Origin of the sequence: Pseudomonas sp. DWP3-1-2 (assembly GCF_049896285.1) — a bacterium.
Lineage (GTDB): Bacteria > Pseudomonadota > Gammaproteobacteria > Pseudomonadales > Pseudomonadaceae > Aquipseudomonas.
Window position 1 is genome coordinate 478,520 of sequence record NZ_JAFCTZ010000001.1, and the last position, 26,882, is coordinate 505,401.

A 26,882-nucleotide genomic window follows, 5' to 3' on the forward strand; every position below is an offset into this window, starting at 1 on the left:
GTTGCGTACAGAAAGGCCACGCTCAACTTCAGGACAGAAATCCCCCGTCCACATTCAACGAAACACCCGTGGTGTAGCTGGATGCCTCGCTGGCCAGGTACAGCACGGCGCCAGCCATCTCGCTGGGGTCCGCCACACGCTTGAGCGGTATTTGCTGCAAGGCCATATTCAGGATGGCGTCGTTCTTGACCAGGGCCGAGGCGAATTTCGTGTCCGTCAGGCCCGGCAGCAGTGCGTTGCAGCGAATGCCGAACGGTGCGCATTCCTTTGCAAACACTTTGGTCATGTTGATCACGGCGGCCTTGGTCATCGAATAGATGCCCTGAAATGCCCCTGGAGAAATGCCATTGATCGACGCGACGTTGATAATGCTGCCACCACCGCCTTCGCGCATCAGCTTGCCGGCTTCCACCGACATGAAGAAATAGCCACGGATGTTCACGTCCACGGTCTTTTGGAATGCGCCCAGATCCGTGTCCAGCACATTGCAGAATTGTGGGTTGGTCGCGGCATTATTGACCAGAATGTCCAGGCGACCGAATTGCTCGCGAATCTGCGCAAATACGGCGGTGATCTGCTCCATTTCGCCGATGTGGCAAGCCATCGCGGTGGCTTGTCCGCCCTGGGCAACAATGGCGTCGGCCACCTGCTGGCAGCCGTCGATCTTGCGGCTGGACACGATCACATGAGCGCCTTGCTGGGCGAGCAATTTGGCAATGGCTTCGCCGATGCCTCGGCTGGCTCCGGAAACAAAGGCAATCTTGCCGTCGAGGTCGAACAGTTGGGTCTTGGACATGTCGTGTTCCTTATGGCGTCACTGTCAGAGTGTGGCTGTCAAAGGGCGGATGAGCCGATCACCCGCAGGCTCATCTGCTCCAGCAGTTTGTTCATGTGGATGAACTGCGCAAATCGTTTGTCCTGGGTCTGGCCGTGAAAGAACCGGTAGTAGATCTGCTGCACGATGCCGGCCAGCCGAAACAGCCCGTAGGTATAGTAAAAGTCGAAGTTGTCGATACGGATGCCCGAACGTTCGGCGTAATAGTCGACGAACTGCTGCCGGGTGAGCATGCCGGGGGCGTGGCTGGGTTGGCGGCGCATCAACTGCACGGGTGCCGGGTCGTCGGCTTCGATCCAGTACGCCAGGGTATTGCCGAGATCCATCAATGGATCGCCCAGTGTCGTGAGTTCCCAGTCCAGGACGCCGATGATGTCCATGGGGTTGGCCGGGTCCAGCAGCACGTTATCGAAGCGGTAGTCGTTGTGCACGATGGACGCCACCGGGTGGTCCGCAGGCATCTTGTCGACGAGCCAGGCTTTGACTACGTCCCACTGAGGCGCATCAGGGGTGCGCGCCTTGTCATAACGCTCGCTCCAGCCGTGGATCTGGCGTTGTACATAGCCTTGAGGCTTGCCCAGATCTCCCAGGCCGCAGGCTTGATAGTCCACACGATGCAGTTCGACCAGCCTGTCGATGAAGTTTTTGCACAGAACCTGAGTCCGGTCAGCATCCAGGCCCAGCTCCGGCGGAAGGTCCGAACGCAGGATGATGCCCTTGATGCGTTCCATTACGTAAAACTCAGAGCCAATCACCGATTCGTCCGTGCAGTGCACGTATGCTTTCGGGCAATAGGGGAAGGCATCCTTGAGTTGGTTGATGATTCGGAATTCGCGGCCCATGTCGTGAGCGGACTTGGCCTTTTGCCCAAAAGGCGGGCGTCGCAGCACGAACTCTTGTCCGGGATACTGGATCAGGTAAGTGAGGTTGGACGCACCGCCGGGAAACTGGCTGATATGCGCCGTGCCACGAAGTCCGGGGATATGGTCTTTGAGGTAGGGATCAATCAACGCGACGTCGAGTTCTTCGCCGGGACGGATCTGTGTGGACTGGTCAGTAAGCGCCATGCTTATCCCTTCTACTTATTATGGTGCGGGTCAATCATTGACTAATCGAATGTAGCTCACAAGCTCGAAACTGTCTTATCGACCGGCGTGTTGCTGTCCGATCATTGGCCTTTATTGCACGCCGGAGGAGGCGGCCCCGCCGATTTTCGGTCATAAAAAAACCGAAGCCCATGGGCTCCGGTTTTTCATGCAAACAGGCTGTAATCAGGCCGGGAACAGCTCGCTCAACTTCATGGCCAACATCATGTCGCCTTCAGCGCGCAGCTTGCCGCCCATGAAAGCCTGCATGCCATCGGTTTCACCGCTGACAATGCCCTTGAGGGTTTCGCCGTCCATGACCAGCGTCACTTGGGCGTCCGGATTTTCGCCTTCCTGCAGTTCGCAGGTGCTGTCCTTGACGATCAACGAGAAGTTCTGGGTTTCGTCGATGCGGAAACCGAATACCAGGTCCAGGCCTGCAGCGGCACTTGGGTTGAACTTGGCTTTCATTGCTTGTACGGCGTCAGCTACAGAGGTCATGGTTCGATCCTTTATTGTGGTGATGTCGATGTCCCGAAGAACAGGATAGGTCGGACTCAGCGATAAGTGATGAGATCCGGTGCCTTCAACAGTTGCAAGTGAGCCTGACTGTTGAAGGAGGCCAAAGCCACCTCGCGACCACGAAACTTCAGCAGGTTGAGCGAGGTGTTGACGATTTGCCAGTTGAGTTCAAATGCCTGCTGTGCAGGTATCTGGGTAATCAGATGCAGCAGGGCGGTAATAGTGCCGCCGGAAGTGAAGACGGCAACACGCGCATCTGGCCGCGCGTCTTCAAGTATGCCAAGCAGCCCGGACTGAACCTGAGCGACAAACTCAGGCCAGCTTTGCAAACTAGGGGTGTCGTAACGGCCGCTGAGCCAGCGAGCGATTACCAGGGCGAACAGACGCTGGAACTCGGCCCGGTGTTCTGCGGCGTTGCGCATCACATGCAGCGCTTGCGGTTCATCGGCAAGCATGGCCGGGAGCAGGGCGCGGATCACCGCATCGGCGTCGAACTCATCGAAGGCGCGGTTGACTTCCAGATCGGGGGCGGGCAGATCAAGGGCCGTGAATTGAGCCATTGCGGCCTGGGCGGTGTGCTGTTGGCGGCGCAAGCCACCGGCAATGCATCGATCGAAGTTCACGCCCAGTTGAGCCAAGTGCTCACCCAGGACTTCGGCCTGACGAATTCCGATGGGCGACAGGACGTCGTAGTCGTCTGCACCGAACGAAGCCTGGCCATGTCGTATCAAATAGATGCTGCCCACGTCCGCGTCATCCCGGTACGTTGAAAGTTTTGCGAGGTTATGAGGATGCCAAGAGCGTGTCAATGAAAAAACATACGCTTGTTTGAATGAGCTGGATGAGGGTTTGCAGCGACGTCCGGCTGGTCGCCGCTCAGCGGCGTCGGTATGCTTGAGCGGTTAGCTGCCCTTGTTTGGAGAGGGCACACATCCATGTGAGGAGTATCTGTGGAGTTTTTAGCCGATTACGCCAGTTTCCTGGCCAAAACGGTCACGCTGGTTATCGCAATCGTCGTTGTGCTTGTCGCTATCGCCTCCATGCGCGGCAAGGGCCGACGCCGGTCCGCCGGGCAGTTGCAGGTCACTAAACTCAATGACTTCTACAAAGGGTTGCGTGAACGTCTTGAGCAGTCGCTGCTGGACAAGGAGCGCGTCAAAGCCTTGCGCAAGGCGCAGGCCAAGACCCTGAAAAAAGAGAAAAAGCTGGCTGACCCCAAACCTCGGGTTTATGTCCTGGATTTCGATGGCGACATCAAGGCGTCGGCCACTGAAAGCATGCGCCACGAAATCACCGCGTTGCTGACGCTGGCGACCGACAAGGATGAAGTGGTTTTGCGTCTGGAAAGCGGCGGCGGCATGGTCCACAGTTACGGCCTTGCCTCCTCGCAGCTGGCGCGGATTCGTCAGGCGGGCATTCCCCTGACCATTTGCATCGACAAGGTGGCGGCCAGCGGCGGCTACATGATGGCCTGCATCGGTAACAGGATCATCAGTGCTCCTTTTGCGATTCTCGGCTCGATTGGCGTGGTTGCTCAGTTGCCTAACGTCAACCGCCTGCTCAAGAAGCACGACATCGATTTTGAAGTGCTGACGGCGGGCGAATACAAGCGCACCTTGACCGTGTTTGGCGAAAACACCGAGAAAGGCCGCGAGAAGTTCCAGGAAGATCTGGATATCACCCATGACTTGTTCAAGAACTTCGTGGCGCGCTACCGGCCACAGCTGGCCATTGATGAAGTGGCCACGGGTGAAGTCTGGCTGGGTATCGCCGCGCTGGATAACCAACTGGTCGATGAACTCAAGACCAGCGATGAATACCTGTCCGAGCGCGCCAAAACCGCCGACGTATTTCACCTGCATTACGCTCAGCGCAAAAGCCTGCAGGAGCGTGTCGGTCTGGCCGCAAGCGGTTCAGTGGACCGCTTGCTGGTGAGCTGGTGGAATCGTCTGACTCAGCAGCGTTTCTGGTAAGTGACTGCCGCGTTTCTGTTCGACGTCAGCCATGAGTGGCGGTCGTCGGACCCGGGGCGGTAATTATCACAACCGTTTCACTCCTTTTGCATTGATAGGCTCGGGGGCTTGTCATTGCAATAAGGAGATTGCAGCGTGCCTGCCACCGTTAATTCCCCCTACGCCAACCCGGCGCTGGATGCTTATATCGCCGCCCGGGGCATCGTCGTAAAAAGCCCTGCCAGTTATGCCCGTCAGCTCATCAAGGCTTACGTGAAAGAACATTGGCAACTGGATATCGAGCCCGATGATGTTCGCCTGAACACGTTTATCTACCATCAGGTGCCATCGGATCCCCCTTACCCCGCAACACTGCACACCTCGCTGTCCCTGACCGAGGCATTGCTGAACAAGTGGCAGCAGCACGTCACGCTATTCAGTGGTCTGGGGGCCGTACAAGCCTATCGTCCTGGTGGTGTGCCCCTGCGCCTTGTGCAGGAGCATGGGCTGCCTGTTCGACCCAGGGTCTATGAAGCGCTGTATCTGCGACGTGAGCCGCAAACCTACGACGCTGAAACCCACCTCAATATCGATCCGGCTCACTTCAGGAAATTTGTCTGGGAAACCGACCTGCGCGGGCAGTATCAGCGCTATCTCAAGCAATTCGTCAACGAACATGCCAAGGACTATCCGGTACTGGGTAAGGCAGCACTCATCAAAGCGGCGTTTTTACAGCGGGATGAAAACAGCCTGCGTGAAGTCGATCAGCAGCTTGTTCTGCGCAGCCTGGGCCTGCCGCTTACACTGCAATGGCACGCTCTGACAGTCGAAATGCTTGAAAGCGCCCTTGGTGTTGATCCCCATGTCTTTGTTGCGCCATTCAAGGTACACCGATACTGCGCCACCGATGCCTTGGTCATCAAAGACTCGTCATCGGGCCGTGTGGTGCTGTACATCCCCGGCAACGCTTCTCCGCTTCACGGGTTCGTCAATGACGCCGAACTCGCTCGATGGGTGGCCGAGCAATGTAGGGATCCCGCAAAGCGGCGGGCACTGGAGGGCCACTTTCCCGAGCAGGAGGATGGCGACGGGCTGTTTATCAGCGGGCTGCGCAGTGCCCTCGAGGGCGTTGCCCGCTATCCCCGAGCGCTCAACAGCGCCACAGGGACGTGGTCGCCTCGTCACATCGTCCATGCAGGAAAGAAAATCCACGGTGATCCTTTCATTCAGGTGCGCGACTGGATGGTCCAGCGCTTGCAGTCCGATGCCAGGTTCAGCATCCATACCCAGGGCGATGCGCGGTGGGAAGGCTTTGCCGAAGGGCTCAACCGCAGCCTGATTTTCACAGGCGTTGTCGCGTTGGCGGTGCCTGAAGCGATTCCATTCATGATCGGGCTCTCTGTTTCCCTGATGGGGGTGGGCACCCGGCAAGCCGTGAAAGGCCGGACTTACCAGGCGCGCCAGAAAGGCGGGCAGCGCGTGGTGTTCGGCGTATTGAATGCACTTCCGTTCGTGGTCGAACCCCTTATCGCGGCGACCAGTGATGCGCAGGCAGCCGCTGAGCAACTGGACGTCGTGTCCACGAAGCTCAAGCCGCTGGCAGGTTCGCCGGACGATGCCGAGCTGGAAGCAGGCAGTGTCGTCAGGCCGAGGTTCGATTACGCACCCGCGAACCTGCGATCGCTCGATGAGCGACTGCGTGCGTCGTTGCGCACGTTCGAGGCCCCCGCAGACTCGGTTCAGGGTCAGCCGACCATTCACGGCCCGAACGGCCTGCTGGATATTTACCACCGGGATGGCCGGTATTTCCTGGGCCTGCACGACAAGGCTTACCAGGTTCGATGGGAGCAAACTGCCCGCCAGTGGCGGATCATCTCGTCTGATGGCACCGGCAAACCGGGGCCTTTTGTCAAACAGCTGGAGACCGGTCAGTGGGACATTGATCCGGGTGGCCTCAAGGGTGGAATGGACGGCAATCAGGCCGGTTCCGCAGGCGCGCCGATACCGCCGGGGCCATCGCTCAATGAGCAAGTCAAAGCGCTGTACCCCGGATTCACGGCGGATCAGACCGCTGACTTTCTTGCCGAATTGCGTGCCAACGGGACTTCCGTGGAAATCCAGCTGGCGCGCCTGACCACCGAGTACCGATCACTGGACCGCGCGCTGGACCGTTGGGTCCGCGGCCCCATGACCTGGCGCGCAGTGACAGACACCTCTACCGTGCCGATTTTACCCATGGCCCGGCGTCAGGCAGCGGATATGATCAGGCGGTGCTGGCAGCGACTGACGCCGACAGACGGCCCCGTCGCGCTGCGTATCAATGGTTATGTGCTCGACCTGCACGGTATGGAAATCGGTGACTTGCCTCATTTGCCGGGGGATTTCAGTCATGTCACGGCAGTCAACCTGTCGCGCACCTTCATTTCGGAGCAGAGCGCCAACGAGTTGCTGGCGAAAACCCCGAACCTGCGCTGGTTGAACATGGAGAACAATTTTTTGCGGGGTTTGCCCACTAACATCGGGGGGTTGAGAGCCCTCACACGATTGAGTCTGGCGAATAACCGGATCGTCCTGTCACCGTTCATGATGGCACAGCTCAGGCCCCTCAGGACCTTGCGGCTTCTGAATCTGGAGCGCAATCCCTTGGGACCGCTGCTGGACGTGAGCTCCATGCCCCGACTGGTCAACCTGTTTCTGCGCAGCACCGGCATCGAGCAGGCCCCGGTTGGTGCGTTCGAATTGCCTGAAATGGTTGCGCTTGATCTAAGGAACAACCGCATCGCGACACTGCCCGATACCTTCTTCACGACGCCAGGCGCGGGCAACCATACGTTGCTGGACGGCAATCCGCTTTCGGTCGCCACACGGGCGCGGATCGCCCGGATTGGCGGGCCGTCGTTTTCCGTCGAGCCATTGGATGATGTGGATTTCTGGCTGCAACGCACGCCCGCGCTGGAGCGCACGGCAAGACGGGCTGTGTGGGACCTGTACTGGACGCAGGAGAACGCAGAGGATTTTTTCGGGGTGCTCACCCGCTTGCGTAACTCTGCCGATTTCAATCTGTCGCCCGCGTCAGTGTCCGATAGAGTCTGGCAGCTCATGCAGGCAGGTGCCGATGACCCGGCATTGCGCAGTCGCTTGATGGCCATGGCCGCTAACCCGGAAACCTGTGTCGATGGCGCAACAGTCATGTTCAGCAACATGGAACTGGAAGTGCTGGTGACCCAGGCGCGTTCACTCGCGGTTGCCGGCCATGAAGGCCCACATCTGATGAAATTGGTGCGAGGGTTGTTTCGTCTTGAAGAAGTCGACGGTGTTGCCCGACTGGATATCGCAGGGCGAACAGATTTCATCGAGGATGTAGAGGTGCTGCTGGCCTATCGCGTGGGGCTGGCAAGTCGGCTTGAACTGCCTGTCAGCACCCGGACCATGCAGTTTTCCACGTCGGCGGCTGTCTCTCAGGCCATGCTGGACAGGGCAGAGCAGATTGTTCTGGCCAGCGAAACCCAGGATGCCCTGGTTGAGTTCGCGCTGACGCGGGAGTTTTGGGTGAAGTATCTGGAAACCCGCTATCAAGACGAGTTTCTTGCTTGTCGCAAGCCCACTGAATGGCGAATGGACGCCCTTGATGATCGGCTGGAAAAAGGAACCATGACCGATGGCGCCTACAAACAGGCGGCTGACGAAATCCTGCGTCAACGCAAGGCCGATGAAACCACCCTGATGAAGCAACTGACTCAGGCAGAGCTGGCGGGCGGCCCCGGCGCCAATACTGTTTAAGTTAAAACCGCGAAAGCCCGGACCGTATCCCCGGTCCGGGCTTTCGATTGACTCAGCGATGCAAAAAGTCAGCACCGCGCTGCGCTGGTATCAGCGTCTGCGGAACAGCGGCAATGGCTCGTCGGCGGCTGCCTGATACGTCACGGAAAAATCCTTGAGGCCTTCAAGGGCTTCGTAAGGGTCTTTGTCGGCACGAATCGCAAACGCATCGAAACCACAGCGGTGCATGTAGAACAGTTGATCGCGCAGGACGTCACCAATGGCGCGTAGCTCGCCCTTGAAGCCGTAGCGGTCACGCAACAAACGGGCGTTTGAGAAGCTGCGGCCGTCGGTGAACGCCGGGAAGTTCAAGGCGATGACCTGGAACTCATGGACGTCATCGCCGATTTCCTCAGCTTCTTCGTCGCTGTCCAGCCATACACCCAGGCCGCCGTCACGGGCCTTCAGCGCGTGCGAGTGCTCGCGCCACAACGCCAGCGGCACGATCAGGTCATCACAGTTGGACACACCATCGAAGGAGGCGTCCTTGGGCAGCAAGTGCCAGGTTTCGTCGATGACTTCGTTGTTCTTAATGATTCGCTGCATAGACGCGCTCCTTGAATGGGTCGATACCAATACGCTGGTAGGTATCAATGAAGCGCTCGTCTTCGTTACGTTTTTCAACATAGACGTCGATCAGCTTCTCGATCACATCCGGCATCACGTCCTGGGCGAAGGACGGGCCGAGAATCTTGCCCAGGCTGGCGTCGCGGCTGGCGCTGCCACCCAGTGAAACCTGATAGAACTCTTCGCCTTTCTTGTCCACGCCCAAAATGCCGATGTGACCCACGTGGTGGTGGCCGCAGGCATTCATGCAGCCGGAAATGTTCAGGTCCAGCTCGCCGATGTCGAACAGGTAATCCAGGTCGTCGAAACGGCGCTGGATGGATTCGGCAATCGGGATGGACTTGGCATTGGCCAGGGAGCAGAAGTCGCCACCGGGGCAGCAGATGATGTCGGTCAGCAGGCCAATGTTCGGCGTGGCGAAGCCTTGCTCGCGCAACTCATTCCACAGAGCGAACAGTTGGGCCTGCTCGACGTCAGCCAAAATGATGTTCTGCTCATGGGATGTGCGCAACTGACCAAAGCTGTAGCGGTCGGCCAGATCGGCAACGCCGTCCAGTTGCTTGTCGGTCAGATCGCCCGGCGCAACACCGGTGGGCTTGAGCGACAGGGTCACGGCCACGTAGCCAGGCTTTTTATGGGCCAAGACGTTGCGGGTGCGCCAGCGGGCGAAGCCTGGGTGCTGTTGATCCAGCGCCGCCAGTTCCGCAGACTGATCAGCCAGGGTTTTGTATTCGGGGTCGACGAAGTGCTTGGCAACGCGATGGACTTCAGCGTCGGTCAAGGTGGTCTGGCCGCCACGCAGGTAGGCCATTTCCGCCTCGACCTTTTCGGCGAACACTTCGGGGGTCAGCGCCTTGACCAGAATCTTGATGCGGGCCTTGTATTTGTTATCGCGACGGCCGTAACGGTTGTAGACCCGCAGGATGGCGTCGAGGTAGCTCAGCAGGTCCTGCCAAGGCAGAAACTCATTGATAAATGCACCCACTACCGGAGTCCGTCCCAGGCCACCGCCGACGAGCACGCGAAAGCCCAGCTCGCCGGCAGCGTTGAGCACCGGCTCAAGGCCGATGTCGTGCACTTCAATGGCGGCACGGTCAGTGCTGGAACCATTGATAGCGATTTTGAATTTGCGCGGCAGGTAGGCGAATTCCGGGTGGAAGGTCGTCCATTGGCGAACGATTTCACACCACGGACGCGGGTCCACGATTTCGTCGGCGGCCACACCGGCGAATTGATCAGTGGTCACGTTGCGCAGGCAGTTGCCGCTGGTCTGGATCGCGTGCATCTGCACGGTGGCCAGCTCAGCCAGAATGTCGGGAATGTCTTCCAGCGCCGGCCAGTTGAACTGAACGTTCTGACGGGTGCTGATGTGCGCGTAGCCCTTGTCGTAGTCCCGGGCAATCTTCGCCATCATGCGCGCCTGACGGGAAGTGAGCTGGCCGTAAGGCACCGCCACACGCAACATCGGCGCAAAACGCTGGATATAGAGGCCATTTTGCAGGCGCAGCGGACGAAACTCCTCTTCGCTGAGTTCCCCCGCCAGGTAGCGTCGGGTCTGATCACGGAACTGCTTGACGCGGTCCTCGATGATCCGCTGATCGTACTCGTCGTATACGTACATATAAGTCCTGTTCTCAGGCAATAACGGCAAATCTGCGCGCACGGCCGCGCACTCCCAACGGAGCCGAGGGAAGATACCAGTTTGCAGTTATGCGCAAAAGTGAAGTTTGAATATATGCACAGAACCAAAAGTTCTAAGTCGCTGGTCTTGTCTGCATAACCCTGCTTGTCATAAGGGCATGCCTTGACTTTAATGAGGTCGAGCCGACCGTCGATGAGTGTGACCTTCAGCTCTTTTTTGCAGCAACCCATAAGACAGACAAGAGGGATGCAATGAGCAATCATCCGAAAGTAAGCAAAACCGACAGCCACGTGGATGCCTGGGCTATTTTCTTCATCATTATTCTGGTCGTGGGGGCCGCGGTATTCTGGGTCAGCCATCAGTGAGTCATTGGAATTGAAATAGCGGTACAGGTTATCGAAATACCAGCCGATAAAGGTTCACAGGCCTTTTTTGGCGGGAATATGTCCGGCTCTTTCATCACATCGTTTACTGCTACCAACCGTTTGGTGCGTGCTTCGCTCATCATCGCCGCCAGCATTTGGGCGAACTCTGCCATGGCAGTGTCTGTGGTGTTTCTCAACCCGGGCCCTGTCACTGACGGTTATTGGTTGGCGTATGGCAATTTCATGCAGGCTGCGGCAGCAAAGTTCGATATGTCCCTGGAGGTGCTCTACACCGACCGGGACACCCGTAAGTTGCTGGCCTTCGCACGTGAGGCGTTACAGGGCGTTGAGCGGCCGGACTATCTGGTGTTCTCCAACGAGCTGAACGTGGCGCCGGAAATCCTCCGGCTTTCCAAAGGCAGTGGCGTGAAACTGTTTGCCGTGAACAACACGTTGACGGCCAATCAAATACGTATCGTTGGCGACCTGGCGGAGAATTACCCTGACTTCATCGGCAGCCTGGTGGGCAATGATGAAGAAGCCGGGTATTTGACGGCGAGCCAGCTGATCCGCCTCGGTACGGCCAGCGGCAATGGGCAACCTATCGAGCTGCTGGCGTTCGCGGGCACCAGCAGCACCCCGGTTTCGGTGCACCGGGAGCAGGGCCTGTATCGCGCACTGGCAGAGCACCCTGAAGTCCATTTGCGACAGATCGTGCTCGGCGGCTGGCGGCGCGATCGTGCGCTGGAACAGGCGCGCATTCTCCTCAAGCGTTACCCCCAAACACGTTTGATCTGGACCGCCAATGATCAGATGGCCTTTGGTGTGATGGACGCTGTGACCGAAAGCGGCCAGCAACCGGGCAAGGATGTGTTGTTCAGCTCGATCAATTGGTCGCCGGCTGCCTTGAGAGCGGTACAAGAGGGCCAACTCAATGTTATTGCCGGAGGCCACTTCATGCTCGGAGGACTGGCCATCGTGCTATTGCACGACTATGAGGCCACTGCGCCCGCAGCGCGCAAGAAGATCGGGGCACGGGAAGCGCAGCTGATGCGGCTGTTGGCACCCGGGGAAATCACCCGGATTCGTGCCGTGAGTCGTCGCGCTGACTTTGGCGTGGACGTGCGACGCCTGAGTCTCAAGGGCAAGCCGCCAGGCAGCGAGTATGAATTCGTTCGCAAGACCCTCGCGCCTTGATACTGCGGCGTCTAGCGGGTTGCAAAGTGCATGACCAGCTGGACCACGCCAAAGAGCGCAGCGGCGAAAATAATCGTGAACAGCAGACCCAACGCCACAAAGTGCATGGGCTTGCCGTGGGTAAAATCCCGCTCGCGATTTTTGCCGCTCTGGACCCCGAACGCCGCAGCCATGACGCTGTGCAGCATTTGCCAGAAGGTAGGGGGCTTGCCATCGGGTGAGGTGTTGAGAGGGTCGTCCATACGTCCTCGCAGTCGGCGTCGAAGCGGTCCCGAAAGCTTAGGCGAAAAAAAGGAGCGCAGGGTTGCGCTCCTTTCTTATCCACTCACGACTGGCCCGGATTACTCGTCATAACCCAGGTTGGGCGCCAGCCAGCGCTCGGTGACGCTCAGGTCCTGGCGTTTGCGGGCGGTGTAGCTCTCAACCTGATCCTTGTCGACCTTGCCTACCGCGAAGTACTGCGCCTGAGGGTGCGCGAAGTACCAGCCACTGACCGCCGCTGCCGGGAACATCGCGTAATGCTCGGTGAGGAATACGCCGCTCTTGCCAGGGCGCCCATCGGGCATCGGGTCCAGCAGTTCGAACAAGGTGCCTTTTTCGGTATGGTCCGGGCAGGCCGGATAGCCGGGGGCAGGGCGGATGCCGACGTATTGCTCCTTGATCAGTTCGTCGTTGCCCAATTGCTCGTCCTTGGCGTAACCCCAGTATTCCTTTCGGACCTGCTGGTGCAGCCACTCGGCGCAGGCTTCGGCAAGACGGTCGGCCAGGGCCTTGACCATGATTGCGTTGTAATCGTCGCCTTTGTCCTGATAAGCCTTGGAAACCTCTTCCGCGCCGATACCCGCGGTGGTGATGAAACCACCGATGTAGTCCTGGACGCCGCTGCTTTTGGGGGCAACGAAGTCGGCCAGGGAGAAGTTCGGCTTGCCGTCAGTCTTGATGATCTGCTGACGCAAATGGTGCAGCCGTGTCAGGGGTTGCGCGTCGTCGCCGTAGACCTCCAGATCATCGTCATCCACCTCATTGGCGGGCCAGAAACCGAAGACCGCCCGGGCACTGATCAGCTTCTCGTCGATCAACTTGCGCAGCATTTCCTGAGCGTCGGCAAACAGCGACGTCGCCGCTTCACCCACGACTTCGTCGGTGAGAATGCGCGGGTATTTGCCGGCCAGGTCCCAGGAAATGAAGAACGGTGTCCAGTCGATGTACTCGGCCAACACGTCCAGATCAATGTTTTCCAGCACCTTGGCGCCGGTAAACGTGGGTTTGACCGGGGTATAGGCGGCCCAGTCGAACTGCGGCTTCTTCGCGACGGCCGCGCCATAGCTCAGACGCTCGGTGCGGGCGCTGCGAGCCGAGGTCCGCTCGCGGACCTCGATGTATTCCAGGCGGGTCTTTTCGATAAACGCCGGTTTCAGCTCTTTGGACAGCAACTGCGTCGCTACGCCCACCGCGCGGGAGGCGTCGGTGACGTAGATAACAGCGTCATTGCTGTATTTGGGTTCGATCTTCACCGCGGTGTGGGCTTTGGACGTCGTCGCGCCGCCGATCATCAAGGGCAGGTGGAAGTCCTGGCGCTGCATTTCCCGGGCGACGTGGACCATTTCGTCCAGAGAAGGCGTGATCAGGCCGGACAGGCCGATGATGTCGCACTTTTGCTCTTTGGCAACCTGCAGGATTTTTTCCGCAGGCACCATCACGCCCAGGTCGACAATGTCGTAGCCGTTGCAGCCCAGCACCACGCCGACGATGTTTTTACCGATATCGTGCACGTCGCCCTTGACCGTCGCCATGAGGATCTTGCCCTTGGCTTCCGGCTTGTCGCCTTTTTCCAGCTCGATAAAAGGGATCAGGTGGGCCACGGCCTGCTTCATGACCCGAGCCGACTTCACCACTTGGGGCAGGAACATTTTCCCCGAACCAAACAGGTCGCCGACGATATTCATGCCGGACATCAGCGGGCCTTCGATGACTTCGATAGGGCGCGCAAATGACTGACGGGATTCTTCAGTGTCTTCGACGATGTGCGTGGTGATGCCTTTGACCAGCGCATGTTCCAGTCGCTTGTTGACCGGCCAGCCACGCCATTCTTCGGTTTCTGCTTCCTTGACGCTGCCATCGCCCTTGAACTTGTCGGCGATGGCCAGCAGCGCATCCGTGCCTTCGGGGTTGCGGTTGAGCACCACGTCTTCCACACAGTCGCGCAGTTCCGCCGGGATCTGGTCGTAGATCTCCAGCTGACCGGCGTTGACGATGCCCATGGTCAGCCCGTTGCGAATGGCATGCAGCAGGAACACCGAGTGAATCGCCTCGCGCACCGGGTTGTTGCCACGGAACGAGAACGACACGTTGGACACGCCGCCCGACGTCAGCGCATAGGGCAGGTTGTCGCGGATGTAGGCGCAGGCATTGATAAAGTCGACCGCGTAGTTGTTGTGCTCTTCGATGCCGGTGGCAATGGCGAAGATGTTCGGGTCGAAAATGATGTCTTCCGGCGGGAAGCCCACTTCATTGACCAGAATGTCATATGAGCGCTTGCAGATTTCTTTCTTGCGCGCTTCGGTGTCGGCCTGACCGTGCTCGTCAAAGGCCATGACCACCACGGCCGCGCCGTAGCGCTTGCACAGTCTGGCGTGATGAATGAACTGCTCCACGCCTTCCTTCATGCTGATGGAGTTGACGATGCCCTTGCCCTGAATGCACTTGAGGCCGGCTTCGATCACTTCCCATTTGGAGGAGTCGATCATGATCGGCACGCGGGAGATATCGGGCTCGCCGGCAATCAGGTTGAGGAAGGTCACCATGGCCTTCTTCGAATCCAGCATGCCTTCGTCCATGTTGATATCGATCACCTGAGCGCCGGCCTCGACCTGTTGCAGGGCGACTTCCAGGGCTTCGGTGTAGTTATCTTCACGGATCAGACGGGCAAAGCGGGCAGAGCCGGTGATGTTGGTGCGCTCGCCGACGTTCACGAACAGCGACTGGCGATCAATGGTGAATGGCTCAAGACCCGACAGGCGGCAGGCTTTGGGGATGTCCGGGATCGCCCGCGGCGCGTATTTGCTGACGGCTTCGGCGATGGCCTTGATATGGCCGGGGGTGGTGCCGCAGCAGCCGCCGACGATATTAAGGAAGCCGCTTTGGGCGAACTCTTCGATGACCAGCGCGGTTTGCGCCGGGGTTTCGTCGTACTCGCCGAACTCGTTGGGCAAGCCCGCGTTGGGGTGCGCAGAAATCCGCGTGTTGGCCTTATTGGACAACTCTTGCAGATAAGGTCGCAACTCGCTCGCGCCCAAGGCGCAGTTCAGGCCCACGGAAATAGGCTTGGCGTGGCTGACCGAGTTCCAGAATGCTTCGGTGGTCTGCCCGGAAAGCGTCCGGCCGGAAGCGTCAGTGATGGTCCCGGAAATCATGATCGGCAATTCAAAGCCGATTTCCTCGAATACGCCCTGCACGGCAAAGATCGCCGCCTTGGCATTGAGCGTATCGAAAATGGTCTCGATCAGGATCAGGTCAGCGCCGCCTTCGATCAAGCCTTTGGTGGCTTCGGTGTAGTTTTTCACCAGTTCGTCAAACGTGACGTTGCGATAGCCGGGGTTGTTTACATCCGGGGACAGCGAGCAGGTGCGGCTGGTCGGGCCGAGCACGCCTGCAACAAAACGCGGCTTGTCCGGAGTTTCCAGGGTTTTGGCGTCGGCCACCTTGCGGGCCAGACGGGCACCTTCGACGTTCAGCTCGTACACCAGCGCTTCCATGCCGTAGTCGGCCTGGGAAACCTGCGTGGCGTTAAACGTGTTGGTTTCGAGAATATCGGCACCGGCGTCCAGGTACGCTTTTTCGATAGCGCCAATCACGTCCGGTCGCGTCAGGATCAGCAGGTCGTTGTTGCCTTTAACGTCGCTTGGCCAGTCAGCAAAACGCTTGCCTCGGTAGTCCTGCTCTTCGAGGCGGTAGCTCTGGATCATGGTGCCCATACCGCCGTCAAGGATCAGAATCCTTTGTTGCAGAGCTTGCTGGAGAGCGTGAAGGCGAGCGGTACGGTCGGACATAGGGCTACCTGGAAAAGGTCGATACAGAAAGGTCGGAATGATATCAAACCCGAGCGCTTTTAGTGTTGATTACGGTTTTGCATGAATACTGCTCATGTTGGTGGCGATTTACCGGACTGCGACCGTAGATCTTCTACCACACCCTTCGAGGCATGCCTGAGTGCCGGAAAAACGACACGAGCCTTATGGGACATGGCCTGCGGCCATCTACTAATTGGGCTTTCTCGAGTCTTTTTCCGATCTTTTTGCCAAAAATGCGGTCCGACTCGACGAGTGTCCGGGTAAGTGCTGCTGGCTCGCACCCTCGGACTTCGGTTCATGCTTCAGGCTACAAGAGGTTGTTACAGATGTTGATTTCGGTTCAAGCCTTGCGGGCACTCGCCGCGTGGGCAGTTGTGTGTCATCACTTCATGCAGATATTTTTTGATTTCCATGCTTCAGGCCCGATAGGCCAGTTCTTTTCTTCCAAAGGCGCCGTGGGCGTCGATATCTTCTTCGTCATCAGCGGGTTTGTGATCTTCCTGTCCACGCAGAATTGTGACATGCCCGCCGGGCGTTTCATGGTCAACCGCATTATCCGCATCGTGCCCGCTTACTGGTTCTACACCGCCGTCATGGGCTTGCTTCTGTTGGTCGCGGCGCCCTTGTTGCCTCATCAAGTGATCAGTTGGCAAAACTTTCTGTTGTCGCTGCTCTTCATCCCTTCTGAAAACCCTGGCGGCTATGGGCTTTACCCCACACTGAATGTGGGATGGACGCTGAACTACGAAATGCTGTTCTACCTGCTGTTTTCGACGGTCTTTATGTTTCAACAGCGTCACCGCCCGTTGATCATTGCCGCCGCGCTGTTCGCCGTGAGCGAAGTACTGGCCCGTTCCGGGGTCATCAGCCGTTTCTACGGCAATGACATCGTTTATGAGTTTCTGCTGGGCATTGGCATCGGCATCATTTATCGCAAGGGCTGGATCAAGCAGGGTCTCTGGTTGCCGTTGCTCGGCATTGCAGTCGCGGTGGTCACCATTTATCACCTGACGCCCTCGGAGCGCCTGCTCAACTGGGGGCTACCCAGTGCGTTGATCGTCCTGTCGTGCATTTCCCTGGAGCCGATTTTCCGGGGCAACCGGGTGCTGAAGGTATTGGGGGATTGCTCCTATTCGGTGTATTTACTGCACGTGCTGGTGCTGTATCTGGGCCTGCTCGCGGCGCAGCATTACGGTCTCAACCCTTATGGGGTGTTTGCGGTCTGCGTGCCCATTATTGGCCTGGGTGCCTGGGGCAGCTACGAGTGGATTGAAAAGGGTTTGCATCGGCGCATGAAGCAGTGGCTGGACAATCGCCGCGACAGCGACACGCAACAGGCTATTTCCTGACAAAAATACTAGGACTTTGTAAGGCGCATCCGATTGGCGTAAACTGCCGCCACGTCTGCGAGGAATTTTCATGACCGCTATCACTATTACCGATGCTGCCCACGATTATCTGGCCGATCTGCTGGAAAAGCAGAACACCCCGGGCATCGGCATCCGTGTGTTTATTACCCAGCCTGGCACGCAATACGCCGAGACCTGCATTGCCTATTGCAAGCCGGGCGAAGAAAAGCCGGAAGACAAGGCTATCGGCCTGAAAAGCTTCACGGCCTGGATTGATGGCTTCAGCGAGGCGTTTCTCGATGATGCCGTCGTCGATTACGCCACTGACCGCATGGGCGGCCAACTGACCATCAAGGCACCTAACGCCAAGGTCCCGATGGTCAACGCCGACAGCCCCATCAATGAGCGCATCAGTTACTACCTGCAAACCGAGATCAACCCGGGCCTTGCCAGCCACGGTGGTCAGGTCACGCTGATCGACGTCATCGAAGAAGAAGAGAAGAACATCGCGGTGCTGCAATTCGGTGGCGGTTGCCAGGGTTGTGGTCAGGCTGATGTAACGCTTAAGGAAGGCATCGAGCGCACCTTGCTTGAACGCATCCCGGAACTGAGTGGTGTGCGTGACGTTACCGATCATACGCAGAAAGAAAACGCTTATTACTAACGTGTGAGTGTTCATGTTGAAGTGAGGCTTGCCCGCGAATCGTAATTCCAGTCGACCTGTTTATCGCCTGGAATAACGCTTTCGCGGCCACGCCTCGCTCCAGCAAAGGGCTCTGAATCACGGCCTGAACAAATGCGCATGCCCCGCACGATACAGCGAAGACTCCCCAAAGTTGTCGTCAGCCAATACCCGACCTACCAGAATCAGTGCTGTACGCCTGAAACCTTTGGCCTGAACCTTGCCCTCGATGTCCGCCAACGTCCCCTGCACCCAATCCTGATCCGGCCAACTGGCACGATGCACCACTGCAATCGGACAGTCGCTGCCGTAATGAGGGAGCAGTTCGGCAATGATTCGGTGCAGGTTGTTGACCCCCAGATGAATCGCCATGGTGGCTCGGTGTTGCGCCAGGCTTGCCAACTCTTCGCCAGGTGGCATGGAGGTCTTGTCGGCAAAGCGGGTCAGGATCACGCTCTGGGAGATATCCGGCAGCGTCAGTTCGGCACCTAGCAAGGCGGCGCAGGCAGCGGTGGCGGTGACGCCCGGAACGATCTCGAAAGGAATGTTCAATTCGCGCAGATGACGGATTTGCTCGCCAATAGCGCCGTACAGGCTCGGGTCCCCCGAATGCACCCGTGCCACATCCAGACCTTGTTCATGAGCGGATTTCATCAGGGCAATGATCTGTTCCAGATGTAACTCGGCGCTGTTGCTGACCTGAATGGCGTTGTGGCCCTCCAGCACAGCGGTTGGCACCAGCGATCCGGCATAAATGATCACCGGACAGCTACGGATCAGACGTTGGCCCTTGACCGTGATCAGCTCCGGGTCGCCGGGGCCTGCGCCGATGAAAAAAACGGTCATGGAAACTCCAGAATCTATAGCGGGGTGAGGGGACGATTATCGGCCCTGGGCCAGGGCGCTGGCCAAGGCAAATGTTGCCTGCTGGCTTTTAAGTCGGGGTATCAACAGGGTTGCCGGACCCGAGCGACTGGCCAAAGCCAGTGCCGCGCTCTCTGCCACGCCGTGGCACTTGGTGTGCTGAAAGGCCAGTGGCGAGCGGTGAGTCAACTGCGATTCGAAAGGCGCCAACTGCGCCGAACTGAAAAATATCAGCGGCAGACCCAACTGGCGAGCCAGCTCAAGCAATCCAGGTTCATTGCTCTTGATGTCGATAGACGCCAGGGCACTGAGGTCTTGCAGCTGCAATCCATGACGCTCCAGAGTAGGCTCGATCAACTCAAACAGTGTGCGCGCAGAGCAGCCACGCTGGCAGCCGATGCCGGCCACCAACGTCGGTTGCAATTGATCAGGCGTGATCAAGTTCGGCATTGTTGCGACGGAACAGCCACGCGCTGATCACGCCCATGGCTATCCAGAACAGCGCGTTGGTCAACAATGACGCGATCTTGAATCGGGATTCCAGCGCCTCAGGCGCAAGGCTTTCGTGGACGGGCGGCTGTGGCGCGCCGATGACATGGGGCACCAGCAGGATCGCCACGCCCAGCACCTTGAGCAGCCAATGCTTGCCGAACACCATCAAGGCCAGGGCTACCGCGGTGGAGGCGGCAGTGCCGATCCACCAGACTTGCCGTTGGGTCAGGTCTGCCGCCGCGGTGCCCGGTAACTCCGGCGGCAGGCCGAGGGTCGGCGCCAGGGTAAACACGGCAAAGCCCGCCAACCCCCACAGCACGCCTTGTGCCGTGCTCCCTGGCGCTCGCAGGGTGTATAGGCCTGCCAGCATCAGTGCAAAACCGACGGCGACCACCAGGTTGCCACCGGTGGTGGATACGACGCGCTGCCAGCCATCTTGCGGCGACCACGCCTCTTCGTTGTGAACATGGCTGGCGGGGGTGTTTTCGCCGTGTTCATGGACCTGTTCGACGGGCGCATTCTCGTAGGTTTCGGCTTTCAGAATCAGTGGCACCACCCAGATGCTTTGCAGCAGGGTCAGCAGCAACGCGGCCAGCAGGCCCGTGAAACCCGCCGTTTGAGCAATTCTCTTGAACATGATCGGTTCTCAGTGGCAAGGAAAGGCAGCGCTGTGACGCGTGTCATGGGCAGCATTGTGTACGGCGTCAATGTGGGAAAAGCCCGCAAAATAGACCAGGCAGGCGCCGAGAATGGCGGCGCTGATGGCGGCGGTCAGGCGCTGGGTCTGGGTGGTTACGGTGCTGGCGGCGTGGCGGGCGGTGCTGATCGACATGGCGCGTCCCTCTTGGATGTCGGCAAAAGGTGGGACACGCGCAAAGAAACCCGGCTGACGGACGTCAGAAGAGATTCAACAGCGCCTGCCCACCGCAGGTTGTCATGTGTTTCATGTCGGGCCGGTCTCCGGGCTTGTGAGGGGCTGATTGCTCAACCTCAAAGAGTCACCTTCCCATGCCTAAGCAGCACAGTGGATCTGGCTCTTCACTCATTTACCGTTGCGGGGGCAGCGCCGGACTTGCTCAAGCCATGAGGCCTGAACGCACCGGTTTCCCGTTTCACCCTGTGAAGGGCACCCGAACAAGGCGTACAGGAGAGCATGGGCCGACGTTGAGCGTCAATCAGATAGCGCCATGTGCCGGCTTGTGATTGACCTGCCGAGGGTCACTGCGTAGCCTTGCGCATTCGAGGTTCTGTGCGCTGCAACCGTTGCCATGCAGTCTGGTCAGGCACAGCTAAGAAGGGAACGCGGTCAATGCCGCGGCTGCCCCCGCAACTGTAAGCGGTCAGGTTCACGGCACAGCCACTGCGACGAGCGGGAAGGCGTCATGAACAGCTGATGGGCTCTCCATCCGCAGCCGCAAGCCAGGAGACCTGCCTCGATTCGGGCAAACAAGCCCGACGAATTCTCACTACAACCGGGCGGGGTGATCCGGTGGCGAATCGAACCCTGCGCCTGGTCGCCGGGTTTTCGTCCTGTTTGCCCGCCGCTTTGCCAAAGGGCACCTGATGAAAACACTGGCCAAACTTCCCGTCACCATCGTCACCGGCTTTCTGGGCTCTGGCAAAACCACGTTATTGCGTCACATGCTCGACAACGCAGAAGGGCGGCGCATTGCAGTGATCGTCAACGAGTTCGGTGAACTGGGCATCGACGGCGAAATCCTCAAGCAGTGCACCATCGGTTGCACGGAAGAAGAAGCCAGCGGTCGGGTTTACGAGCTGGCCAATGGCTGCCTGTGTTGCACCGTGCAGGAAGAATTCTTCCCGGTCATGCGTGAACTGGTGGCCCGTCGCGGCGACCTGGACCACATTCTCATCGAGACGTCGGGGCTGGCACTGCCCAAGCCGCTGGTGCAAGCCTTCCAATGGCCGGAAATCCGCAACGCCTGCACCGTGGATGCGGTCATTACGGTGGTGGACAGTCCGGCCTTTCTGGCAGGCACCTTTGCCGCCTTTCCCGATCAGGTCGACGCACAGCGCAAGCTCGACCCGAACCTGGACCATGAATCGCCACTGCATGAGCTGTTTGCTGACCAATTGGCCAGTGCTGATCTGGTCATTCTCAATAAAGCCGACTTGATCGATGCCGCAGGCATTGCCGCCGTGCGCGCCGAGGTGTGTGAAGAACTGCCGCCCGCAGTCAAGGTCATCGAAGCCAGCAGCGGTCGTTTGCCGATCAGCGTCTTGCTGGGGCTGGGGGCTGAGTCGGAGCAGCATATCGACGGCCGCAAGACACACCATGACCATCACGAAGGCGATGACCATGACGATCATGATCACGATGCCTTCGACTCCATCTCCATCAAACTGCCTCAGGCCGATGAAAGCGCCTTGCTCGACGCCCTGACGCAACTGGTGGTGGAACACGGGGTTCTGCGCATCAAAGGTTTTGCCGCGATTCCGGGCAAACCGATGCGCCTGCTGATTCAGGGGGTAGGCACCCGTTTCGACAAGCATTTTGACCGCGCATGGGGCGCTGACGAAGAGCGCGCGACTCATTTGGTGGTGATCGGCCAGAAACTGGACGCTGCGGTACTTGAGGCACAGCTTCGTGCCGCGGTTGCTGGTTGACCCATGCACCTCCTGAGAACCCAGCCCGGTGGTTTCGTACCGGACGACAGCATCGCCGACCTGGGCCAAACCCCCGCCGAGCTGGTGATTCTCTGTAGCGGCGATTCCAGCCTGGCCTTGCTGGCCGAGGCCGCGCAGCAATTACCGCAAGACTACCCAAGCCTGCGCCTGGCCAACCCCATGCAGGTGCAGAATCACGCTTCGGTGGACTTGTACGTCGATCAGGTGCTGCGTCACGCCAAAGTCATCCTCATTTCCCTGCACGGTGGCATCGGGTATTGGCGCTATGGCGTCGAGCGTCTGGTGGAGCTGGCGAGGCAGGGCGTGCAGATCATTCTGGTGCCCGGTTGCGACCGCCCGGACCCGGAACTCACGGACCTGAGCACCGTGCCCGCCGAGGATTGCCAGCGTCTGTGGCAGTTTCTGCGTCAGGGCGGCATGCACAATGCGCTGGAACTGTATCGCTGCCTGGGCAGCGGCTGGCTAGGTCGCGACTATTCATGGTCTGAACCTCAGCCGTTGCCGCGCACGGCGGTTTACCATCCAGTCAAAGCCCGGGCCGAACTCAGTGACTGGCAGGCTGACTGGAAGGCTGATCAACCGATCGTGGGGCTTTTGTTTTATCGCTCCCACCTTCAGGCCGCCAATACCGCCTTCATCGATGAGTTTTGCAGCCGCATGCAGGCGCAAGGGTTGAATCCCTTGCCCATCGCCGTGGCCAGCCTCAAGGAGGCAGGCTGCATGACTCAGGTGGAAGACTGGCTGGATGAAGTGGATGCAGAGCTGATCCTGAACACCACCGGCTTCGCTCAGTCCAGCCCCGAAGCCCCTCACTTGCGGCCATTTCGCCGCAATATTCCGGTCATTCAGGCCATTTGTGCCCAGGACAACGAGCCGGGCTGGCGCGCCAGCGAGCAAGGCCTCGGCGCGCGTGACTTGGCCATGCACATTGCGTTGCCGGAGCTGGATGGGCGGATTATCAGTCGCCCTGTCAGTTTCAAGGACCTGGCCTGGCACAGTGAGCGCAGCCAGTCGGACGTGGTCTGCTATCGCGCCCAGCCGGAGCGCATGGAGTTTGTCGCTGAACTGGCGCGGCGCTGGATTCTGCTGGCCCGTCTGCCCAATGCCTATAAACGGGTTGCCCTGATTCTTGCCAACTATCCCACCCGGGACGGGCGAATCGGCAACGGCGTGGGCCTGGATACCCCGGCGGCCACGCTGAACATCCTGAAGGCGATGCAGGCCGAGGGCTATCCACTCGCGCCTTTGCCCGAGAGCGGCACTGCGTTGATCCATCAGCTGCTGGGTGGCGTCACCAACGACCTGGACAGCCTGGATCTGCGTCCGTGTCAGCAGAGCATGGCGCTGGACGACTACCTGGCGACTTTCAATGCGATGCCGGCGGCCAACCGGGAGGCTGTGAACGCACGATGGGGAGCGCCGGATACCGACCCGATGTTCCGCGCCGGGCGCATGATGATCGCCGGTCTGCGTTTTGGGCTGACGTTTGTCGGCATCCAGCCTGCCCGGGGGTATCAGGTCGACCACAGCGCGGTTTACCACGACCCGGATCTGGTTCCGCCCCACGGGTATCTGGCGTTCTACTTCTGGTTGCGCAAGGTCTACGGTGCCCATGCGGTCATTCATGTGGGCAAGCACGGCAATCTCGAGTGGCTGCCGGGCAAGGGCGTTGGCTTGTCCGAAAGTTGCTGGCCGGATGTGGCATTGGGGGCGATGCCGAATATCTATCCGTTCATCGTCAACGATCCGGGCGAGGGCGCCCAGGCCAAGCGGCGCACCCAGGCGGTCATCATTGATCACCTGATGCCACCGCTGACCCGTGCCGAAACCTATGGGCCCTTGCGGGACCTCGAGCTGCTGGCGGACGAGTACTACGAAGCCCAGTTGCTCGACCCACGCCGTGCCCTTGAGCTGCAACGCGATATTCTCAAACTGGTGCGCGAAACCCACATCGACCAGGAACTCGCCCTTGAGTCAGTGGACGATGGTGACACCGCCACCTGGCTGCCACGTCTGGACACGTATTTGTGCGACTTGAAGGAGTCACAGATTCGTGACGGGCTGCATGTATTCGGCGAATCCCCCAGCGGGCGGCTACGCATTGATACGCTGTTGGCACTGTTGCGAATTGCACGGGACGATGGTCGCGGTGCGCAATCGAGCCTGTTGCGCGTGCTGAGCAAGGCGTTCGGCCTGGGCTTTGACCCCTTGGATTGCGAGCTGGCCGAGCCGTGGACCGGGCCCAGACCTCAGGTTTTACATGAAGTCAGCGTTGACCCCTGGCGCACTGCCGGGGATACCCGGGAGCGGCTTGAGTTGTATGCAGCGTGGTTGATCGAGCAAGCCTTGCTGGGGTCATCGCCTGAAAAACAGTTTGATAACAAAGAGCTGTCGTTAATTGTTGAGAACTTACGAGAGGTAGTGGCGCCGCGTCTTGACGCCTGCGGTCGCGGAGAAATTCAGGGCCTGCTGGACGCGTTGAGTGGGCAGTTCGTACCGGCTGGTCCCAGCGGTGCGCCGAGCCGGGGCCGTCTGGACGTCCTGCCGACCGGTCGCAACTTCTACTCGGTGGACGTGCGTAACCTGCCCACCACCACAGCGTGGCGTATCGGTTTTCAATCAGCAAATCTGTTGTTGGAAAGGCACTTACAGGACCATGGTGATCATCTACGTCAACTTGGCCTGTCGGTGTGGGGCACGGCAACCATGCGGACCGGGGGCGATGATATTGCTCAGGCCATGGCGCTGATGGGGGTGCGCCCGGTATGGGCCACGGGCAGCCAAAGGGTCGATGATTTCGAGATATTGCCCCTGAGCCTGCTCGATCGCCCTCGGGTGGATGTCACGCTGCGGGTGTCCGGTTTCTTCCGGGATGCCTTCGCCAACCTGATCCGGTTGTTCGATGCGGCCGTGCAAGCGGTGGCGGATCTGGACGAGCCTGATGACATGAACCCCCTGGCCGCCAAAGTACGCCTGGAACGCCTTGCCCTGCAAAGCACCGGAATGTCTATAGAGGACGCGACGAAGCAGGCCGGCTGGCGCATATTCGGTGCCAAACCGGGCGCTTATGGCGCCGGGGTGCAAGGGGCTATTGATGGACGCCTGTGGCAGAGCCGCGACGATCTGGCCGAGGTTTATCTCAACTGGGGCGGCTACGCCTACGGCGGTAGCGATGACGGCACGCCAGCCCGGGAGCGATTTGCCCAGCGTCTGTCCCAGGTTCAGGCGGTACTGCAGAATCAGGACAACCGCGAGCACGACTTGCTGGATTCCAACGATTACTACCAGTTTCAAGGGGGCATGCTGGCTGCGGCCGAAAGCCTGAGCGGGGCGAAGACGGCCAGCTACCATGGCGATCACAGCCAGCCGGATCTGCCGAAAATCCGCACGCTCAAGGAGGAGCTGAATCGGGTCATACGCTCCCGTGCTGCCAACCCGAAGTGGATCGACGGGGTCAAACGCCACGGCTACAAGGGCGCATTTGAAATGGCCGCGACGGTTGATTTTCTGTTCGCGTTCGATGCCACGACCGAGTTGATCGACGATCACCAATACGCACTGCTGGCCGACGCCTATTTGCTCGACCCATCGACTCGAGCGTTCATCCAGCAGCACAATCCCGATGCGCTGCGTGACATGACCGAGCGCATGCTTGAGGCACAACAACGCGGTTTGTGGGAGGAACCCGGTGACTATCGTGAAGCGCTGGAAAGCCTGCTGCTGGACATAGAAGAGAATTGATGACACTGCCTGAGACGACGATGAGTGACATTCTCCATTTTCCGCTGGCGGCCGTGGTGGGCGCTGACGAACTGAAACTGGCGTTGTGCCTGACGGCTATCGACCCGAAAATTGGCGGGGTGCTGATCGAAGGGCCCCGTGGCATGGCCAAGTCAACCTTGGCCCGGGGGCTGGCCGACCTACTGGCCAGCGGGCAGTTTGTCACGTTACCGCTAGGCGCGACTGAGGAGCGGCTGGTGGGCACGCTGGACCTCGACGCGGCGCTGAGCCAGGGGCGAGCGCAGTTTTCCCCCGGCGTACTGGCCAAGGCGCACGGCGGTGTGCTGTATGTCGACGAAGTCAATCTGCTGCCGGATCATCTGGTGGACCTGCTGCTGGACGTCGCGGCCAGCGGCACCAATCTGGTAGAGCGCGACGGTATATCCCATCGCCATCCCGCCCGCTTTGTGCTGATCGGTACCATGAACCCCGAGGAAGGGGAGTTACGCCCTCAACTGCTGGACCGTTTTGGTTTGAATGTCGCCTTGAGCGGGCAGACCCTGCCGGCCGAGCGCGGGCAGATCATTCGTCGACGACTGGACTATGACAGCGATCCCCTGGCGTTCTGCGCACAGTGGCAAACCCGGCAAGATGCGTTGCGCCAGCGCTGTGACCAGGCGCGGCAGCTTCTGGAGAGCATTGCCCTTGACGATCAAACCCTGCAAACCATTACCGAACGCTGTTTTGCCGCCGACGTAGACGGGATGCGCGCCGATCTGGTCTGGTTGAGGGCGGCCCGCGCCCATGCCGCCTGGCGTGGGGGCCGGGAGATTGAAGAGCAGGACATCGATGCCGTCGCCGAATTTGCCTTGCGGCATCGACGTCGGCAACTGCCACTTTCACAGGTTCCTGATCAAGGCCAGCAACCGGAGCCGCCCACGGCTCAAGCGCCGCAGGGGTCTACCTCAACAGAGCAGGACGAGGGCAACTGGGGTGAACTTTCGGCGCAGGCGATGCCTTCAGGGGCTCGACGGGAAGTGCCGAGCTGGCCAAAAAAGCCTTAGGCATCCGC

The 26,882-nt window shown here is 59.3% G+C and carries 21 protein-coding genes and 2 riboswitches; of the genes, 8 read left to right on the plus strand and 13 right to left on the minus strand.

Going from position 1 to position 26,882, the window contains the following annotated elements; genetic code table 11:
- Nucleotides 1-28: 28 nt before the first annotated feature.
- The 4 genes from ACP7B0_RS02325 to ACP7B0_RS02340 form a co-directional block, all read right to left on the minus strand.
- A complete protein-coding gene (locus ACP7B0_RS02325) occupies nucleotides 29-796 on the minus strand; it encodes an SDR family oxidoreductase (RefSeq protein ID WP_426139310.1) in 768 nt (255 codons plus the stop codon).
- A gap of 38 nt (nucleotides 797-834) precedes the next feature.
- The gene (locus ACP7B0_RS02330) at nucleotides 835-1,902 is read right to left on the minus strand and encodes a phosphotransferase family protein (protein WP_426139311.1); all 1,068 of its coding nucleotides are present in this window, start codon (nucleotides 1,900-1,902) and stop codon (nucleotides 835-837) included.
- A gap of 204 nt (nucleotides 1,903-2,106) precedes the next feature.
- Entirely contained in the window at nucleotides 2,107-2,421 is a 315-nt protein-coding gene (locus ACP7B0_RS02335) for an SCP2 sterol-binding domain-containing protein (RefSeq protein ID WP_426139312.1), read from the minus strand.
- Nucleotides 2,422-2,477: 56 nt separating this feature from the next.
- Nucleotides 2,478-3,188: a histidine phosphatase family protein gene (locus ACP7B0_RS02340; protein ID WP_426139314.1), complete on the minus strand. Its 711-nt coding sequence runs from the start codon at nucleotides 3,186-3,188 to the stop codon at nucleotides 2,478-2,480.
- Between the two features lie 204 nt (nucleotides 3,189-3,392).
- Here ACP7B0_RS02340 and sohB point away from each other — a divergent pair, with 204 nt between their 5' ends.
- Together sohB and ACP7B0_RS02350 are read left to right on the plus strand one after the other, a co-directional pair.
- Entirely contained in the window at nucleotides 3,393-4,415 is a 1,023-nt protein-coding gene (sohB, locus tag ACP7B0_RS02345) for a protease SohB (protein ID WP_426139315.1), read from the plus strand.
- Nucleotides 4,416-4,550: 135 nt separating this feature from the next.
- A complete protein-coding gene (locus tag ACP7B0_RS02350) occupies nucleotides 4,551-8,174 on the plus strand; it encodes an NEL-type E3 ubiquitin ligase domain-containing protein (RefSeq protein WP_426139316.1) in 3,624 nt (1,207 codons plus the stop codon).
- Between the two features lie 90 nt (nucleotides 8,175-8,264).
- Here the strand turns inward: ACP7B0_RS02350 and ACP7B0_RS02355 are convergent, their stop codons facing one another.
- From ACP7B0_RS02355 to ACP7B0_RS02365, 3 genes are all read right to left on the minus strand, one after another.
- Entirely contained in the window at nucleotides 8,265-8,759 is a 495-nt protein-coding gene (locus tag ACP7B0_RS02355) for a DUF934 domain-containing protein (protein ID WP_426139317.1), read from the minus strand.
- Nucleotides 8,743-10,401 carry a nitrite/sulfite reductase gene (locus ACP7B0_RS02360; protein ID WP_426139318.1) on the minus strand — a complete coding sequence of 553 codons (1,659 nt, stop codon included), beginning with the start codon at nucleotides 10,399-10,401 and terminating at the stop codon, nucleotides 8,743-8,745. Before ACP7B0_RS02360 ends, ACP7B0_RS02355 begins: the two co-directional genes overlap by 17 nt.
- 379 nt (nucleotides 10,402-10,780) lie before the next feature.
- Nucleotides 10,781-10,960, minus strand: a complete 180-nt coding sequence (locus ACP7B0_RS02365) for a hypothetical protein (RefSeq protein ID WP_426139319.1) — start codon at nucleotides 10,958-10,960, stop codon at nucleotides 10,781-10,783.
- Here ACP7B0_RS02365 and ACP7B0_RS02370 point away from each other — a divergent pair.
- A complete protein-coding gene (locus tag ACP7B0_RS02370) occupies nucleotides 10,959-11,984 on the plus strand; it encodes an ABC transporter substrate-binding protein (RefSeq protein WP_426139320.1) in 1,026 nt (341 codons plus the stop codon). The genes ACP7B0_RS02365 and ACP7B0_RS02370 overlap by 2 nt on opposite strands.
- A gap of 11 nt (nucleotides 11,985-11,995) precedes the next feature.
- On the opposite strand, the gene ACP7B0_RS02375 is transcribed toward ACP7B0_RS02370, so the two are convergent.
- Both ACP7B0_RS02375 and metH read right to left on the minus strand, forming a co-directional pair.
- Nucleotides 11,996-12,226, minus strand: coding sequence for a DUF2970 domain-containing protein (locus ACP7B0_RS02375; protein WP_426139321.1), 231 nt, complete (start codon nucleotides 12,224-12,226; stop codon nucleotides 11,996-11,998).
- A 99-nt stretch (nucleotides 12,227-12,325) separates the two neighbouring features.
- A complete protein-coding gene (gene metH / locus ACP7B0_RS02380; RefSeq protein WP_426139322.1) occupies nucleotides 12,326-16,033 on the minus strand; it encodes a methionine synthase in 3,708 nt (1,235 codons plus the stop codon).
- A gap of 347 nt (nucleotides 16,034-16,380) precedes the next feature.
- Between metH and ACP7B0_RS02385 the strand changes: the two genes are divergently transcribed.
- Nucleotides 16,381-17,403 carry an acyltransferase family protein gene (locus ACP7B0_RS02385; RefSeq protein ID WP_426139323.1) on the plus strand — a complete coding sequence of 341 codons (1,023 nt, stop codon included), beginning with the start codon at nucleotides 16,381-16,383 and terminating at the stop codon, nucleotides 17,401-17,403.
- A gap of 70 nt (nucleotides 17,404-17,473) precedes the next feature.
- Nucleotides 17,474-18,067, plus strand: a complete 594-nt coding sequence (nfuA, locus tag ACP7B0_RS02390) for a Fe-S biogenesis protein NfuA (RefSeq protein ID WP_426139324.1) — start codon at nucleotides 17,474-17,476, stop codon at nucleotides 18,065-18,067.
- Between the two features lie 117 nt (nucleotides 18,068-18,184).
- Here nfuA and cobM read toward each other — a convergent pair whose 3' ends face one another.
- Genes cobM through ACP7B0_RS02410 form a run of 4 tightly spaced genes read right to left on the minus strand, consistent with a single transcriptional unit; the run spans nucleotide 18,185 to nucleotide 20,273 of the window.
- On the minus strand, nucleotides 18,185-18,931 hold the full coding sequence (gene cobM, locus ACP7B0_RS02395; RefSeq protein WP_426139325.1) for a precorrin-4 C(11)-methyltransferase: 747 nt from the start codon (nucleotides 18,929-18,931) through the stop codon (nucleotides 18,185-18,187).
- A 36-nt stretch (nucleotides 18,932-18,967) separates the two neighbouring features.
- The gene (locus ACP7B0_RS02400; protein ID WP_426139326.1) at nucleotides 18,968-19,399 is read right to left on the minus strand and encodes a cobalamin biosynthesis protein; all 432 of its coding nucleotides are present in this window, start codon (nucleotides 19,397-19,399) and stop codon (nucleotides 18,968-18,970) included.
- Nucleotides 19,377-20,078 carry a CbtA family protein gene (locus ACP7B0_RS02405; protein WP_426139327.1) on the minus strand — a complete coding sequence of 234 codons (702 nt, stop codon included), beginning with the start codon at nucleotides 20,076-20,078 and terminating at the stop codon, nucleotides 19,377-19,379. Before ACP7B0_RS02405 ends, ACP7B0_RS02400 begins: the two co-directional genes overlap by 23 nt.
- Before the next feature lie 9 nt (nucleotides 20,079-20,087).
- On the minus strand, nucleotides 20,088-20,273 hold the full coding sequence (locus tag ACP7B0_RS02410) for a CbtB domain-containing protein (RefSeq protein WP_426139328.1): 186 nt from the start codon (nucleotides 20,271-20,273) through the stop codon (nucleotides 20,088-20,090).
- Between the two features lie 102 nt (nucleotides 20,274-20,375).
- Nucleotides 20,376-20,590, minus strand: a riboswitch (cobalamin riboswitch).
- A 78-nt stretch (nucleotides 20,591-20,668) separates the two neighbouring features.
- Nucleotides 20,669-20,891, plus strand: a riboswitch (cobalamin riboswitch).
- A gap of 113 nt (nucleotides 20,892-21,004) precedes the next feature.
- Between ACP7B0_RS02410 and cobW the strand changes: the two genes are divergently transcribed.
- The 3 genes from cobW to ACP7B0_RS02425 are packed head-to-tail and all read left to right on the plus strand — an operon-like array spanning nucleotide 21,005 to nucleotide 26,874.
- Entirely contained in the window at nucleotides 21,005-22,069 is a 1,065-nt protein-coding gene (cobW, locus tag ACP7B0_RS02415; RefSeq protein ID WP_426139329.1) for a cobalamin biosynthesis protein CobW, read from the plus strand.
- 3 nt (nucleotides 22,070-22,072) lie between these two features.
- Nucleotides 22,073-25,831, plus strand: coding sequence for a cobaltochelatase subunit CobN (gene cobN / locus ACP7B0_RS02420; protein ID WP_426139330.1), 3,759 nt, complete (start codon nucleotides 22,073-22,075; stop codon nucleotides 25,829-25,831).
- A 20-nt stretch (nucleotides 25,832-25,851) separates the two neighbouring features.
- The gene (locus ACP7B0_RS02425; RefSeq protein ID WP_426139331.1) at nucleotides 25,852-26,874 is read left to right on the plus strand and encodes an ATP-binding protein; all 1,023 of its coding nucleotides are present in this window, start codon (nucleotides 25,852-25,854) and stop codon (nucleotides 26,872-26,874) included.
- Nucleotides 26,875-26,882: the final 8 nt, after the last annotated feature.

Coding starts and splice junctions, on each gene's coding strand:
- ACP7B0_RS02325 (WP_426139310.1), bottom strand. CDS start 796: ATGTCCAAGACCCAACTGTTCGACCTCGACGGCAAGATTGCCTTTGTT.
- ACP7B0_RS02330 (WP_426139311.1), bottom strand. CDS start 1,902: ATGGCGCTTACTGACCAGTCCACACAGATCCGTCCCGGCGAAGAACTC.
- ACP7B0_RS02335 (WP_426139312.1), bottom strand. CDS start 2,421: ATGACCTCTGTAGCTGACGCCGTACAAGCAATGAAAGCCAAGTTCAAC.
- ACP7B0_RS02355 (WP_426139317.1), bottom strand. CDS start 8,759: ATGCAGCGAATCATTAAGAACAACGAAGTCATCGACGAAACCTGGCAC.
- ACP7B0_RS02360 (WP_426139318.1), bottom strand. CDS start 10,401: ATGTACGTATACGACGAGTACGATCAGCGGATCATCGAGGACCGCGTC.
- ACP7B0_RS02370 (WP_426139320.1), top strand. CDS start 10,959: ATGGCAGTGTCTGTGGTGTTTCTCAACCCGGGCCCTGTCACTGACGGT.
- ACP7B0_RS02365 (WP_426139319.1), bottom strand. CDS start 10,960: ATGGCAGAGTTCGCCCAAATGCTGGCGGCGATGATGAGCGAAGCACGC.
- ACP7B0_RS02375 (WP_426139321.1), bottom strand. CDS start 12,226: ATGGACGACCCTCTCAACACCTCACCCGATGGCAAGCCCCCTACCTTC.
- metH (WP_426139322.1), bottom strand. CDS start 16,033: ATGTCCGACCGTACCGCTCGCCTTCACGCTCTCCAGCAAGCTCTGCAA.
- ACP7B0_RS02385 (WP_426139323.1), top strand. CDS start 16,381: ATGTTGATTTCGGTTCAAGCCTTGCGGGCACTCGCCGCGTGGGCAGTT.
- nfuA (WP_426139324.1), top strand. CDS start 17,474: ATGACCGCTATCACTATTACCGATGCTGCCCACGATTATCTGGCCGAT.
- cobM (WP_426139325.1), bottom strand. CDS start 18,931: ATGACCGTTTTTTTCATCGGCGCAGGCCCCGGCGACCCGGAGCTGATC.
- ACP7B0_RS02400 (WP_426139326.1), bottom strand. CDS start 19,399: ATGCCGAACTTGATCACGCCTGATCAATTGCAACCGACGTTGGTGGCC.
- ACP7B0_RS02405 (WP_426139327.1), bottom strand. CDS start 20,078: ATGTTCAAGAGAATTGCTCAAACGGCGGGTTTCACGGGCCTGCTGGCC.
- ACP7B0_RS02410 (WP_426139328.1), bottom strand. CDS start 20,273: ATGTCGATCAGCACCGCCCGCCACGCCGCCAGCACCGTAACCACCCAG.
- cobW (WP_426139329.1), top strand. CDS start 21,005: ATGAAAACACTGGCCAAACTTCCCGTCACCATCGTCACCGGCTTTCTG.
- cobN (WP_426139330.1), top strand. CDS start 22,073: ATGCACCTCCTGAGAACCCAGCCCGGTGGTTTCGTACCGGACGACAGC.
- ACP7B0_RS02425 (WP_426139331.1), top strand. CDS start 25,852: ATGAGTGACATTCTCCATTTTCCGCTGGCGGCCGTGGTGGGCGCTGAC.